The organism is Rhodococcus sp. 24CO (genome assembly GCF_050586165.1).
GTDB lineage: Bacteria > Actinomycetota > Actinomycetes > Mycobacteriales > Mycobacteriaceae > Rhodococcus_F.
This window is the reverse complement of the sequence record NZ_JAZFNF010000032.1, coordinates 1-13,931: the sequence shown is the minus strand read 5'-3', so window position 1 is coordinate 13,931 and position 13,931 is coordinate 1. Positions and strand designations below refer to the sequence as shown.

The following is a 13,931-nucleotide window of genomic DNA, read 5'->3' as shown; positions in this document are numbered from 1 at the left end:
TTTGAGACAATCAATCAGGCCGCATACGCGGCCTGAAACTATCAACCCCACGTGTCAACCGAAGTGGGTGCAGTCCCTATCGTGAGTGGGCAGTTTCCGATCGGAACAGAGAACCGGAAACTGCCCACTCACTCTTAAGCCTGGTGCGTTTGAGACTTGCTGTCCTACACCACCGATCGTCAAGGGCGGCATCACCGCGGAGACGTACACCAGCTCAGCGGGCGCGCAGAGCGTCGATCAGCAATTCGAGTGCATGCCGCGTGGTGAGCTCGACGATCTCCTCGGGTCTACCTCGAAAGTGCTGCACCTCGGCGCGCACAATACTGTCCACCGCCAGCCCGAACCACACCGTTCCGGGTGCGATTCCGTCCTGAGGGTCCGGACCGCCCACTCCGGTGACGGCAACGGTCACATCCGCGTCCAGCAAGTTTTCCAGTTGATGCCGCCATCATTCGGGCACTCTCGGAGCTGACCACCGGGCCCGGCGGGACCTCGAGTAACCCGTATTTGACCTCGCTCGAGTACGCGACGATGCTGCCGCGAAACCATCCTGCCGAATCGGGTGCGGCACCGAGCGCATACGAAATTCTCCCCCCCGGTCAGAGATTCCGACGTGGCGATCGTCGTCTCCTGGTCCTTGACGAGGCCGGCGATCTGCACAGCTAGTGCTTCGACACTAATTTTGTCGGGCATCGTTCCCACTCCCTCTTCTCCATCACCTGACCGTCATTCTCAGCGAATGCGCATCGAAAAATAATACGCTGCAACCATTTACAACTCTTCAGATACGTAGGGGTCGTCTCTTCTGGTCCGTACCGCCGCGGAAGATGGCAATCGAGGTGCCAGCGCACCGGCACAGCGCGGCGGCTGCACGTTCGCGATTGATCGAATTATCGTCGGCGCCAACGAGAGCAGCGGCACGCCCGGACACATCGTCATCGTGACGGCGCCACCGTCACCTTCGGTATCGGAAACTGAGTTCACATGTCTTCAACACAAATCCATCGGACACCCGTCATACCTGAGCACACCGAGCCCACATGCCTGTTTCCACCGCTTGAAGAGCTGTCAGCGCGCAGCTGATCGTATTGCTCGGTCGTTCCGAGGCGAGCGGAGGGCCCGTGTCCCTGCGCAACCAGCTTGCCGGACGACTCGCTCTCGCCAAAACCTCACCTGACCGCGCGCAAAACAACGATTCCTTCCGTTCACGGTTCTGGAGCAATCAGGCCCCGGAACTCGAACCATGCTGCGCGCGCGAACAATACAGGCCCGAAACAATATTTCCGTTCAGGCCACGATCTCGACGCATCGATGTCTCCTCGATGGATTGTCGGTATCCGTTCAGCGGTAGTCGTCATTACGGGGTTCGTCCGAGGCGAGTGGATATTCAGAACCGGTGAGGTGAGCCTCGTTCAGGATGTCAGGGCCGCGCTGTGGGTGCGCAGAATCGCAAGGGCAGCCCGGAGGCTGCGGGCAGCATTTGCGAGGTGGGTGGTTACGTCTTGACTGTCGGCTTCGTCAGCGAGGAAGGTTTCGATGTAATCAGGGCAGGTGGGGCCCGCGTACAGCGACCTGAGCACTTCACGTGTGTTGCTGATGTCAGCGAGTGAGTGGTTGAGAGCCTCTAGCATCGTATGCAATTTCTCGTCGGCGGCCTGTGAGTGACCAAGTAGTTCGGCGGCGAGTTCCCGGTCGACGTAATCGCGATCGGGATCTGGGTCGGGGGTGATGAATGCTGCGGTGACCATGATGTCCTCGATTCTCGGTAGCGAAAAGGCTGTGATCAGCGGCCGACCGGCAAGTGATGCCTCCGGTGTCCTGGTCCAATCGAACTGCAGGAAGAACACCACGCATAGGCCCTATCCCCCGCTGAGGCTTCGCGTTTACTCCCCCATCAGGAGGCGCTCTCGTGGTCCTCGAGCCCGACCGCTAGTCGCAGTTCCCGCAGATCTTTGTCGAGTTCGGGGTGCTCCGCGGAAAGCTGTTTCATCAGATCGGCCAGTCCATCGGCGATGGCGTTCAGCTTGTGCTGTACAGCATCGTCCGAGCGCTTCTGAGTGTTTTGCAACAATGCCACCAACAGGAATGTGACTATGGTGGTGACCGTATTGATGATCAGTTGCCACGTGTCAATGGTGCCCAGGAGGAAGAAAGAGGGAGCCCACAGCACCACGATGACCACGCACACCACGAAAAACCATGCCTGCGACGTGCGCGCGCTGACGTAGGTGGCGAACCGATCGAAGACGGAGATCTTCGTCGAGACTTCAGAAGGCATAATCGTCGGCGGTGTCATCGCGAAAACCCCTCGCTCTGTTGCGTGCTCATTTCGCGTCTCTTCATTTCGTCCTCTGCTTCGAACATGATTTTCACGCTGCTGCAAGGCGGCAACGGTTTGGAGCCTTTACATCGCGGTCGAATCGCAGTGGCATCGAGTTGTTTCCATGAGTTTCAAAACTGCTGCGGTGGAGGGCTGTTGGGAGGGGCTGATGGTGAGGTCAAGCAGCGCCCTACTCAGCTGCGGCATCATTGTCGACTGAGTACCAGGCCTCTTCCGAGTGTTTCTAGGAGCCGAACCGCGAGTTTCCGGTCGTAGGCCGGCGTCCCCTACGGCTGACGACTTCAATCACCGGCCTACTCCTATGACGCGAAAAACCCTCAGGCCACCGTCCTATATCGATGCCCAGAGCCGACCCCCACTGCTTCCCTCATTTCGGCAACACCTATACCCGCAAACGTCTAAACCGGATCTTCGTGAGTCAAGGCACGATAACCGGTGGCACCGGCTCGATCCACTGCCGCCTTCACCAGGCCGAAGACTGCCCCTTGAATGACCGCGGCGATCAACACTTCTCGGACACTACGGTTGAGATCTTTCGGATTCGGCGCGGCCGCGTCGTTGTCGTCGACGCGCTTCCAAATCTGCTTGAACACCATCCCCGCGGCGATGCCGCCGAGCACACTGGTCGCCAGCGAGAGCGGCTTGTAGATCACTTTTGCGACCGCGCTCATCGATCACTCCTTCCGTGAGACCTCTTGCGCCTGAATATGATCAACGCGACGAGGACGATACCGAGCGACACGGCCGTAAGTATCTGCGGATTCTCTTCCGCAAGAGCTTTCGCTTTCTGCAGCCGCACATTCGCACTGTCCTGCACTCGTGTGGGTACGTCCGCTTTCGCGGCGAGCGCGGCGACGGTGTCCGCGAGATCGGCGCGTTGTGCTTCGACGCTCCGCTCCGGGTCAGGTGACGCGGTCACCCCAAGTGGAATGTTCTCTGACGGGTTGTCATGACTGCCGGTCATCGGATGCCCTTCTTGATGGTAGAGATGTCTTCGCTGACGCTGGCAGCAGTATTCTGCGGAACTGGTGGTAGCGCCTTCTTGGATCGGGTTGCGCCCACCGCGGCCACAACCCCGCCGATCAGCAGAACAGCAACGCCGACGATCAGGGCTGCGAGCCAGGGGGCAACGACGGTGGCGAGCCCGAGTACTGCAGCAGCGATCAGAGTTGCCAGTCCGAACAACGCCAACACCGCGCCCGCTCCGGAGATGCCGATCCCGATCCCGAGTCGGGTGCCTTTGTTTTTGACTTCGTCCAGCCCAGCTGCGATTTCAGTGCGCACCAGTGTCGATATTTGCTCGGTGAGTCGTTCGACGAGTTGAACGGTCGACAAGTCCGCCACCTGGGGGGAGTTCGGCGCAGGTGGGTGCTCAGTGTGGTCGTGCGTGGGATCGCTCATCGGTATTCCTCCCGGTTTCGGTGGGTTCGTGTCGGCAGAGTTGCCCCTCGACTCTTCGCTGCCGTCGTTGGAGATGTGCGCCTGGCGCAACTCTCGCCCGCGTTCGATCTCATCGGCGTCCTTCTGAGCATTCTTGTCCGAGACGCGGGTGTCTCTGGGTGGTAGTTGGAGTTGTTCTTCGGCGGCGATTCCGGCTTGTAGTTGTCGTCCACGTTCGAGTTCGGAATCGAGTTCTGCCCCGAACAACAACGCCAGGTTGGTGATCCACAACCACAGCAGGAACACGATCGCGCCGGCGAGGGAGCCGTAGGTCTTGTTGTAGCTACTGAAGTTGGCGACGTAAAACCCGAAACCCACCGATGCGAGGATCCACACCACAATGGCCAGGGCGGCGCCGCCACTGATCCACCGAAACTTCGGCTGCTGGATGTTCGGAGTGGCGTAATACAGAATCGCAACGGCGAGAACGACGAATACTAGCACCACCGGCCAGCGAGCGATGTTCCACACAGTCAACGCGGTATTTCCCACCCCGATCGCATCACCGATTGCCCGTGCGATAGGCCCACTGACCGCCAACATCACTGCAGCGCAACCGATCAAAGCCAACGCCACGATAGTCACCAGCAGCATCACCGGCCGAAGTTTCCACACCGGACGTCCTTCTTCGACCTCGTACATGCGGTTCATCGCACGCCCGAATGCCCCGACATATCCGGAAGCGGACCATAGCGCGCCCGCGATTCCGGCGATGAGTGCGAATCCAGCCGCCGGGGCTTGCACGAGCTGCTGGATCGGTTCCCTCAGGGTGTCCACTGCAGAGGATGGACCGAGATCGCCGATGATCTGCAGAACTGCATCGACGGTCGACTGGCCTTGACCGAACACCCCGAGAAGGGAAACCACTGCCAGGATCGCCGGAAACAGCGACAGCACAGCGTAATACGTCAGCGCTGCCGCGAGGTCCGTGCACTGATCACGCGAGAACTGGCGAGCAGTCGCGCGCAGTGCATAAACCCACGACGATTTCTTCAGCTCGGTCGGCGACTGCGGTTTACGGGGGTCGTCCGGGTCTGCCTCAACCGGAGCGGTGTTGGCACCGGTCATCTCTGTCTAATTCCTCTCACTCGAGCTTCTACGTAGTAATCGCGCAGGACTTGTTCGTCGTCAGGAGTCAGAGCATCGACGCGCCCCTGCTCCGGTGCCGCGCGGACCTGGGCGCCAGTGAACGGCACTCGCAGGTTTTGCCCGTCACGGTAAGCGCCAGTCAAAGGGATCACGGCATACCCAGCTTCATCGAAACCGACTGTCACCCAATGCGGTGAGGTTGTCGCCGGGTCGAGAAGCATCGACCCGATCACACCGATAACCTCGCCGTCGACTCCGATCACCTGCCCTCCACGCAGCAGCGGGCCGTCCTCGGCTGCGATCGTCGACGTGTCCCTGTTTTGCATCATCAAACGCGTCTGCCTCGGGAGAGGCGCCGGTTCACTTGCGGACACGGCGGGCCAGGGTGGAACCGAACCCGGCGAGAATGTGTGCGGGGCGTTGCTGCTCACCCTGCTGCGCTCCCAGGATTACGATGGCTCCGGTCAGAGCCGGGAGAGCCCACTGCACATACTGCAGCTGTCGCTGAGCGGCTGCGACCTCGCCCGGGGTCGACTGCGCCGGTTCGGTAGCGCCCTCAACGTACTGTCCGTCTGCTGTGGCGACCTTGGCGCCGAGGACACCGCTGTATGCGGTCGCCGCGAGTGCGGCGCCGGTGAGAACGATCTTGGTGATCGTGTTCGCTTTGACCCCGCTCTGATGCTGAGCTCGATCCCTGTTCGCATACAGAAGTGCGCCGCCGCCGACAAGATGAGCTCCGATAGCCGCCGCGTTGACCGGAGACCATTTCGCCCATCCCATCGAGGCGACTCGCGCCCGATCCTGGGGATCACGAACCGCATCGGCGGCACCGTTGAGACCAACTGCTCCCATCAGCGTGCCACCGAACCATGCCGCCGCACCGAGGTCATGCAGGCTACGAGCGAGCGTGTTGCGTGAAGTCATATCGTTCTCCTTGAACTCTCGAGTGGAGACCACCTACAGGCGATCTGTTGCCACCTTCGACATATCCCGGCCTGCAAAGAGGATGCGCATATGTGATTTATGTCACTATCTCGGCTGCTTGGCCACTTGCTGGGCACCTTTCGATATCAAGCCAAACGTTCGCGCAATGGCTCCTCGGAGATTTGGGCCAGCGCGCCCGGCCGAGGCCAAGAACACGTGGCGTGGACCGCGACAGAAGGGCTGACGCGTCGCGGCATTGGCCAGGGACAATCTGCACCGCCGCCTGGCTTACCCGTCCGCCCCATACATTCAATTTCCCTAAATCTATATCAGCCGATGCAGATAACTAGCAACCTTCGAAACGAAAAAATTGACGCGGAAACGGTCTCCGAATGGCAGTCATGTGCGTTGAGCAGCAGAAATGCGGAAGGCTCCGGAAGTTGACAGTCAGCCCGGGCACTACGTAGGCCGGACCTATGCCTAAAGCGATAGATTTGGTGTCGCCAACTGTTAAGGTCGGATGCAGCCCGTTACAAGGAGGAGGTTCACCGTGGCTTTTGAACCTCAACGACCGTCGCTCCGCGGCGTGTACGGAATCTCGGTGATGTCGGAGTTGTCCGGTATTGGACCGCAGACGCTGAGGCTCTGCGACCGACGAGGGTTGTTGACGCCCACGCGCACCGATGGCGGAACCCGGCGCTACAGCGAAGCGGATCTAGTCACGCTATGTCACGCTACGTCGCATCACGGAATTGATCGCCGACGGAGTGAACTTGATCGGAGTCGGTTCGATTCTCTCACTCGAGGCGGAGAATGCGGCTCTCGCGGCGCGGATTACTCAGTGCCGTGAATCGGCCGACGCTCGGCTTTGATTGTCGAGACAGTCGACATCAGCCGGGAATTGGGTAGCTGAGCTGGTGATACCCCCGAAATCAGCGTCGGCGGCAATTTTGTTGCCGAGGGCCTCGAGGTGTTGAAGGGCAGAATCGAAGGCGTCGACAAGCTATTGACATGTTGCCTCGACCAGGAGGTGATCCGACGCGCCGTCGATATCGGTCTGAAAGAAACGAACCAACCAGGTGCCGCTCGCGTCCGGGTCGTCCGACAAGCCTCGAAGGGTGTTGGTCGCCATGGCGTAGCGGTTGCATTCAAGGTCGACGAATACAACACAACTCCAGCGCATAGAAACACGCAACGCAACGAAGTAACCACCGCGGCAACTGTTAAGCCCTCCACGTCACAGAAGGTCAACACGCCCGGCCCTCTCTGGACCAACCGCACCCAATGGCAACACCAAGTCCGTACGCTCCCCAACTCCCCCACCGGCACCGGCACCGGCACCGGCACCGAACTCTGCAAGAAAAACACCATCAGCACCGAAGCAGCATTCGCTGTCGCCGTCACCCACGCCTGCTTGGCAGAGGGAAAGCGGGCGCGGCGTCACCGCCTCAACTCGAGCCAGCGCCAACCGCGCCGTAGTCAGCAGTCCCGTCGTCAAACGAGCCAGGCGCGTCCTGGGCGTCCTCGGCATGGCCGTCGAACAGGAACGAGGTCGCTATCTCACCAATATCGAATCGATGGCTGCCGAAGCGCACCATGGGCCCAGGCAGTTCCGGGCAGCCTCTGTCTGGGCACTCACCTCACCCGCGCCGCCGTCACAACCATCACCGCACCCGTCACGAAGTCCAGAAAGCCTCTCGCGCAACACTTCGCACCGCCACACACCGCGCCCGCACAGCCTCGCGAACTTCTCCACAAACCGGCGGCCGTGACCCCCTATCCCCCTCTGGGGGATTTGTTCTTCCATCTCATGTTGTGAAGTTCTCACCGACGCACGCGCACACGCGAGCGGGCAAGCCGAAGAACACCCAAAGATCCACCCCGCGTCCAATCGAGTTGCAACGCACCGCCGCCCAACTGATCGCTCACATCCCGGCGCTGAAAACGACCAAACACATTGGCCAGATCTGCGATTCTCTGGCCAACGCCGACATCGCCCCCGCCCGATGGAGCGGTCGCGACATCGCCGATGAACTCACCACAGACACCCAATCCCGGGGTTGGGTCTGGCACGGACAACTCACACGACCGACTGCGTTCCTGCGCTGGCGACTGGCACAGATCGACTGGTCAGCCCACACTCCTGCGGAACGTGCCCGTGAAAACGACCGCGCTCGTTTAGCCGAACGAGCAGCACGTCGGAGTGAAGCGCGTGAGCGGGATTCGAACGTTGCTGACGCTCACGCTCGTGCCGAGGTCATGCAATACTTGCGGGAGCAACTCTCGACGAGAACACCTGCATGAGCCCGAGCTATCCATCAATCGGCGGCCGTAAGGTCGTCGTCATCGGCAAAGATCAGTCTTCCGTCATCCAAGGCGATGGCCCACCGATGTACCGGGGCCCAATCCCGTCCCACCGACTCCGAATCGATGACCATGTTCGCGTAGTCCTCGATCACCACACCGGCATATGCCCCTCCGCCGCTACCGCCAGGCACAGTGACCTTGACCCGAGAGCCAACACCCGTCACGGCATTCGTTTCGCCGTTCTGTTCGTTCATTCTCGAATTCTCCCCCAAACCACACCCACTCGCGCGCACCATCCTTCACAAACTCGCGACGGAACTACTGATAATGAGGGTGCGCGTAGCGAAGTGCCTCAACGCTTTGCTGCCCCCCTGTTTGCCCATGTCCAGGCGCCGAATACACGAATTGTCCCGGCCACTCGCGGACTATGCCCGCATTACCCGACGTTTCATTTCCACCCGGCAAAAGCCGCGGATGTCGGGCGGGGCAGCACTAAAGTCGTGTCACGGCCGAGGTCGATGAACTCGCCGCCGAGATCACTTCCCGGACTGCCGTGATTACACCGTCCTTGCTGGCGATCCTGGGCTGCGGAATGGTGAGGTCCGTCAGACGAGGTGTGAGGTACTCGTCGACGACTGTCCTACTGATACTGAAAGCTTTTGTGCCACAACAACAGCACTCATCAGGATGTTCTGCCTATTCTGTGGTTCTGCCTATTCTGCGCAGAACCCTGGCGTACATCTGGTCGCGGCCTTACTGTGAGTGTGCAGGGTCGGACATGAGGGGTCAGCTCGGCACGGATAGTAGGTCATCTGTGTTGTGTGCTCAGCACCGATGACGTTGAACTGTCCCGGTTTCCTCCGGGGCCGGGCGTAAATCGCCGGTAGTGCCCCGCGGGAGCGGGGGCTACCGGCGTCACCCGAAAGTGCTTGGCACTCGAGTGCGATCCACAAGGCTGCTGCTTAACCACCTGAGAATCTGAGCCGCAACGTTTCGAGGCGCACGTACCGATCCCGACAATTGCAACCTGTGAACCTGCTACCCGATCGGTAGGGCGGCAAACGTTTCCTCCTTAGCTGGACCCGTCCCGAGGGATTTCGCGGACCCGCACAGTAGGCCGGACCTTATGACCCAAGTTCCCTTGAACCGGCGTTCTAGGCCATCTTCGATTACGGTCGGCCTCCGCTCTCCTGCGCCTTGACACGTACCTCACCTAAACGGCCCCGGGTTGCACGATTGCCAGCCATACGGGCCTTACCCATGTTCGCTGCGGGCAACCGGCACCGAACACGGTGTTCTCAACATCCGATTCATCCCCTTCTGGGATAAGATCGCTATCAGTTCTTCGTCAAGCCGCGGCAACGAACTGCCTTCACTCGCCGTTGCCGCACTGCAACGGCCATACCGAACAGGTAGGACAGCTATGCCGCTGACGAAGAAGTACTCGCAGACTTACAACGACGCACTTATTGCATTGGCCGCCGTCACCCAACGCCCCGCCAACATCGTCAACCTCGCGGGCGTCTACACCATCCGAGTCGACCTCGAATACAACCGCTACCTCCTGGCCACCAACACCGCCCGAGGCCTCTCCGACGAACCCGACACGAGCGGCTCATGGACGGTGCGCATCTATCAGACCAACATCGAGACGGTACCGGACGCGCTACTCACCGAAGCTGCACATTCATGGCTGGTAGATGCGTTCGATGCGGCACTTGCATTCCTCGAAAGCGGCGGAAACAAGATTGTCGCGGACGCAGACTTCGGCGACATGGGGGGTACCGCCACATTGACGTCACCCGGTGATGTCAACGCGCAACCGACTCAAGCACCGCAGTCTGCCGGCTCGCTCAGCTGAAGGAGCCGCGCAGCCAGAATCGAATTCTCCGCTTCCAGCGCCAGAATCGTTCGGATGCCGGTGAGGTTGACTCCGTCGTCGACCAACGCCGTGATACGGCGCAGTGTGGTCAGATCCGCTTCGCTGTATCGGCGGGTTCCACCGTCGGTGCGCGTGGGCGTCAACAGGCCACGCCGCTCGTAGAGCCGCAAGGTTTGTGGACCGACGCCCGACAACTCCGACATCACCGAAATCCCGTACACCCCGCGACGCACGCGCGACAGAGATTCCGACACAACACCCCCATTAGAACTGGTTTTTGTCGACATTAGCACGCGCCAGAAGAAGATTTCTATTTCAATTAGCTAGAGAATCTAACGTGCCGCCAATATATTTCCAACCTCCCCTGACTATCCAAAGGGAGGCGTTTCCGCAGGCAGCGGGAAAATATTTCGGCGATTCGACTTAGTCATCCGATGTTCGATCACCAAAGCTACACTAACCCTCATGCGCCTATTGTCGATTATCTGCATTTTGCGACATAGATTTTAGTAGTCGCGATCCTGTCATATGAAGTACCGACACACCTCGGAAGCACGACGAGACGATTGCCATACCACCCAGCCAGCACGCCGAGACCCGTACCGTACGCACAACCATGGGTACAGCTGAACTCAAACGACCCATCGCCATGATGTTCGGAGATCCCATCCCGCCGGAGGCGGTCGACTGTCACCTAACTGGGCTCACTCCCTACCTGAGGGGCCCCTACATCGACACACCCAACGGAACGAAATGCTCGAAAGCCTTCTGCAGAGAATCTCCCAGCGAACTTCCCGTGCAATAGGTGTCACTCGTCACCGCCAAGTGGTGGATGCTACTCGTCACGGAGAACCGGAAACTCGCGGAAGGCAACCCTTCTCGCCAACTCGAGCACGGACACATTCATTTCCTGCGAAAGCGTCCGAAGCATCTGAAACGCCGCGATGGCATCGACGTCGAAACGTTCCATGATCATGCCCTTGGCCTGCCCAATCAGATCGCGAGAGCCCAGCGCACTGCGAAACTGCTCACCACGACGTGCACTCGAGAGCGCGATGGCTGCGTGCGTCGCCAGATTGAACGCCTGCTCCTCCGTTTCGACGTCGAACCCGCCGGCCTTGTCCGAGAACAAGTTCAGCGCGCCCAGTTCCTGACCGTCGGCGAAAAGCTGGATCGACAACACAGATCGAATCGGAGTCTGCTGCCGCACCGCAGCCAACAACTGTGCCCAGCGCGGATCCGAAGCCACGTCGACGATCCGCACCGTTTGATGAGACCAGATCGCATCGAAGCACGGCCCCTCTCCCTGCTCGTGCTGCAATACGTCGAACCGCGCCGGCACTGCACCGGTCGCTGCAGCGGACTCGAAATGCTCCGGACGATGTCCAGGACGAGAGCGGCGCACCAACGTTATTCCTGCGTGATCGACACCGTGGAGCAGTTTCACCGCCGCTTCGGTGACCTCCTCGAGCACTTCCGTCGGGGTTCGCACACCACCGTTAAGCGTTCCGTGTACCGACCGCGCCAGCTGAGAAATCCGCTCGTAAACATCCAGGACCGACTCCTCCGATGCCTCCACTGTCAATCTTCCTTCCACCCGCAGTGCCACCACAAAAATCGTTCCACGCCCGCCGATCTGAGCGCCGACGCTCGATCGAGATCGAAGATTACTCGAATTCCCTGCCCGATCCCCAACCGGTCGAAGACCTGTCGGCACATGGTGTGAGCCCCCCCATGGAAGCGAACGACGAACCCCATCGGCGTCGGGCACCAGAGAGCAACGACCAAGCTGACGAAACGGTCGACGATTCAGCCGATTGTCATGGCTCGGTCATCGCCATCGGTAGCCACCGGCACGACGTGGACCGGGACACAATGACCTCGCCCTCACGATCAACATCAGAAGGTCCCTGGAATATCGAGAATCTGTATACCGGTTTCCTTTTCGAGCGCAACCCACAGGTCGTCCCTGTCCACCAGCAGATCGATGTCCGTCACCACGTAATCGCTGGGCCGTCCAGCCGAATGCGTACGATCGCCGCCATCGGCGAATAACGCGAGACATGCGTGGGTGTGCGACATTTCGTGCCGCGCCCAGTATCTGATCCCATTAAATCCGGCAGTGCGAAACGCCTCTGCCCACCGTTGGGTCAGGTCGTAGTCGACGGTAGTGTTGATCTCGGACGTCATTCCGAACTCGATTGCCTTGTTCGAGGTAACATCGGCAATCTATAGATCACGGCCAACCGCCACCGCAGACAATGCGCGGCCGTCGATCTCAGTCCGAGGGATGTACCGGATTCCGACCCAGCATTCGAGCAGTGTTATCAGTTCCGATTCCGCCGTGTAGCAGGTCCCGTACTTGCCAGCGAGGTCGAATCGCCCCTGCAGACTGCTCCCGAACCCCCATGCACCCAGACCTTCCTTGTGGGTCCGATACAGTACCGTCCCAGCCGATACTGTCCGCGCAGGAAAACGTCCCCGGAGTTGATCCGGGGACGGTGGCTCACTCAAATGCTGGACAGCGCGAGGAGCGCTCACGCAGACAGCCTTTCTGCCGCACGCCGAGCCAACGTCACGACCACCGGATAATCGCCGTCTATCAGAGCCGCACGTGGCGTTCGTCCGCCCAACTCGGCCTGCCCCGTCGACATCCAGGATGCAATGGTCCACGGCTGCGCCTCGGCCGACGCCCACGCCTTGAGGACTTCCTTAACACCTGCGATCGGAACATGCGGAGCCGAATCGGTCAAACCGCCGGACCAGTATCCTGACGTTCCATCGGCAGCGGGGAGACGCAGTACGCGAGAGTCCTTGACCGCCTGACTGAGGTTCTGCTTCGACCAACTCGTTGCGTCGAGCATCTGCTTGTGGGTGAGAATCGCACCAATATGGTTCTCCCACACCCGGCGAGCACGCAAGCTCGACAAGACGTTCTTCACACCCGCAGCGACGTATTTGGCGTCGTCGGCGTCGAGCTGCTCCGCTGCCATTCCCAGGGCATCCAGCTGATCGTCCACGACCTTTTTCAACGGTGTTCTCATACATCCATCATCCTCGGTCAACCAGGTCAAGTCAACGAGTCAAGTCAATGGGTCAAGTCAATGGGTCAACCCGTTAACCCCTCACCGCACGCTACTCAAAACCCGCCTGCCGAACAGTCCGCGACGGCAATCCTCGCAGCTTCCAGAGCCTGAAGCACGGCTTGAAAACCTGCAGAGACCGCCACGTAAAACGTCGGCCGAAGCGCGGTGACGGAGGCGATGGAACGCCCCCAGTTTCCGAAGACCGACCGTGTCCATCGTCGATGTGGCAGAGTGCCGCCACCGAATAGAACCATGTTGAGATTGGCGGTTCCACCAAAGGCGTGATTCCACGGAAGCGAGCGACAAGCACAGGAGGGTGGTCAATCGCGGACGTCCATACATTTGCGCTCACTCGAACATTGCTCACCACCATTGCTTAACTCGAGGTCGTATCCAACTGTATGGACGTATATCCATCAGTTGATGGCCCTCGGTCCCGGCGACGTGTAGGACAGCGCCCACCCGATTGACTTGAGCCCTAACCTGATTGACGGAGTGTGGCAGTCCATGACACTGTGAGATTCGCCAGGGGCGAGAACAGCATGCATGAGGCCGCACTCAGGAGGATGCCGAATAGCGGACTCGATCTTTTGCGGTCGGCCATCAGTAACCCGATCTCACGGGACGAGGGCTGAACCGGTGGTACAGCCACACACAGTGCGGATGATCTCCCGCGGACGCCGCTAGCCCGTGTACATCGACGACATCGCCGGACCAGTTCTCGACCAGCGGATTTCACAAATTTGCAGTGCCCGCCGCCGAACACGTGGGTTACGCGGACGGCGGGGACTGTCTCTAAAACGGTGTTTCGGCCCGACTAGCTGAGTGAATGCTCGGCGAGGAGGTGCCGAGATGACGACAC

Annotated in this window: 14 protein-coding genes and 2 pseudogenes; 2 read left to right on the top strand and 14 right to left on the bottom strand. The window is 60.0% G+C overall.

Annotation, left to right across the window (positions count from 1 at the left end; all coding sequences use genetic code 11):
• Positions 1-214: 214 nt before the first annotated feature.
• From V2B23_RS30105 to V2B23_RS30070, 8 genes and pseudogenes are all read right to left on the bottom strand, one after another.
• A pseudogene (locus V2B23_RS30105) lies at positions 215-693 on the bottom strand (CinA family protein).
• A gap of 719 nt (positions 694-1,412) precedes the next feature.
• Complete coding sequence (locus V2B23_RS30100; protein WP_430953584.1) at positions 1,413-1,850, bottom strand: hypothetical protein; 438 nt, start codon at positions 1,848-1,850, stop codon at positions 1,413-1,415.
• Between the two features lie 44 nt (positions 1,851-1,894).
• Positions 1,895-2,296 carry a low affinity iron permease family protein gene (locus V2B23_RS30095; protein WP_092808358.1) on the bottom strand — a complete coding sequence of 134 codons (402 nt, stop codon included), beginning with the start codon at positions 2,294-2,296 and terminating at the stop codon, positions 1,895-1,897.
• A 443-nt stretch (positions 2,297-2,739) separates the two neighbouring features.
• Positions 2,740-3,012: a DUF4235 domain-containing protein gene (locus V2B23_RS30090; RefSeq protein ID WP_092808359.1), complete on the bottom strand. Its 273-nt coding sequence runs from the start codon at positions 3,010-3,012 to the stop codon at positions 2,740-2,742.
• Positions 3,009-3,305 carry a DUF3618 domain-containing protein gene (locus V2B23_RS30085; RefSeq protein WP_430953583.1) on the bottom strand — a complete coding sequence of 99 codons (297 nt, stop codon included), beginning with the start codon at positions 3,303-3,305 and terminating at the stop codon, positions 3,009-3,011. Before V2B23_RS30085 ends, V2B23_RS30090 begins: the two co-directional genes overlap by 4 nt.
• On the bottom strand, positions 3,302-4,849 hold the full coding sequence (locus tag V2B23_RS30080) for a YhjD/YihY/BrkB family envelope integrity protein (RefSeq protein ID WP_430953582.1): 1,548 nt from the start codon (positions 4,847-4,849) through the stop codon (positions 3,302-3,304). Before V2B23_RS30080 ends, V2B23_RS30085 begins: the two co-directional genes overlap by 4 nt.
• The gene (locus V2B23_RS30075; protein WP_430953581.1) at positions 4,846-5,199 is read right to left on the bottom strand and encodes a PRC-barrel domain-containing protein; all 354 of its coding nucleotides are present in this window, start codon (positions 5,197-5,199) and stop codon (positions 4,846-4,848) included. The genes V2B23_RS30080 and V2B23_RS30075 overlap by 4 nt, the downstream gene beginning before the upstream one ends.
• Before the next feature lie 31 nt (positions 5,200-5,230).
• On the bottom strand, positions 5,231-5,794 hold the full coding sequence (locus V2B23_RS30070; protein WP_430953580.1) for a hypothetical protein: 564 nt from the start codon (positions 5,792-5,794) through the stop codon (positions 5,231-5,233).
• Positions 5,795-6,314: 520 nt separating this feature from the next.
• Between V2B23_RS30070 and V2B23_RS30065 the strand changes: the two are divergent.
• Positions 6,315-6,666 (top strand): annotated as a pseudogene (locus V2B23_RS30065) (MerR family DNA-binding transcriptional regulator).
• A 131-nt stretch (positions 6,667-6,797) separates the two neighbouring features.
• Here V2B23_RS30065 and V2B23_RS30060 read toward each other — a convergent pair.
• Positions 6,798-6,926, bottom strand: coding sequence for a hypothetical protein (locus V2B23_RS30060; RefSeq protein WP_430953579.1), 129 nt, complete (start codon positions 6,924-6,926; stop codon positions 6,798-6,800).
• A 1,186-nt stretch (positions 6,927-8,112) separates the two neighbouring features.
• Positions 8,113-8,355: a hypothetical protein gene (locus V2B23_RS30055; protein ID WP_430953578.1), complete on the bottom strand. Its 243-nt coding sequence runs from the start codon at positions 8,353-8,355 to the stop codon at positions 8,113-8,115.
• A 1,169-nt stretch (positions 8,356-9,524) separates the two neighbouring features.
• Between V2B23_RS30055 and V2B23_RS30050 the strand changes: the two genes are divergently transcribed.
• Positions 9,525-9,962, top strand: coding sequence for a hypothetical protein (locus tag V2B23_RS30050; protein ID WP_430953577.1), 438 nt, complete (start codon positions 9,525-9,527; stop codon positions 9,960-9,962).
• Here V2B23_RS30050 and V2B23_RS30045 read toward each other — a convergent pair.
• The 4 genes from V2B23_RS30045 to V2B23_RS30030 form a co-directional block, all read right to left on the bottom strand.
• A complete protein-coding gene (locus V2B23_RS30045; RefSeq protein WP_430953576.1) occupies positions 9,929-10,270 on the bottom strand; it encodes a MerR family transcriptional regulator in 342 nt (113 codons plus the stop codon). The genes V2B23_RS30050 and V2B23_RS30045 overlap by 34 nt on opposite strands.
• A gap of 548 nt (positions 10,271-10,818) precedes the next feature.
• On the bottom strand, positions 10,819-11,562 hold the full coding sequence (locus V2B23_RS30040; RefSeq protein ID WP_430953575.1) for a GAF and ANTAR domain-containing protein: 744 nt from the start codon (positions 11,560-11,562) through the stop codon (positions 10,819-10,821).
• Between the two features lie 320 nt (positions 11,563-11,882).
• Positions 11,883-12,173 carry an RES domain-containing protein gene (locus V2B23_RS30035; protein ID WP_430953574.1) on the bottom strand — a complete coding sequence of 97 codons (291 nt, stop codon included), beginning with the start codon at positions 12,171-12,173 and terminating at the stop codon, positions 11,883-11,885.
• Between the two features lie 347 nt (positions 12,174-12,520).
• A complete protein-coding gene (locus V2B23_RS30030) occupies positions 12,521-13,027 on the bottom strand; it encodes a hypothetical protein (RefSeq protein ID WP_430953573.1) in 507 nt (168 codons plus the stop codon).
• Positions 13,028-13,931 lie beyond the last annotated feature (904 nt).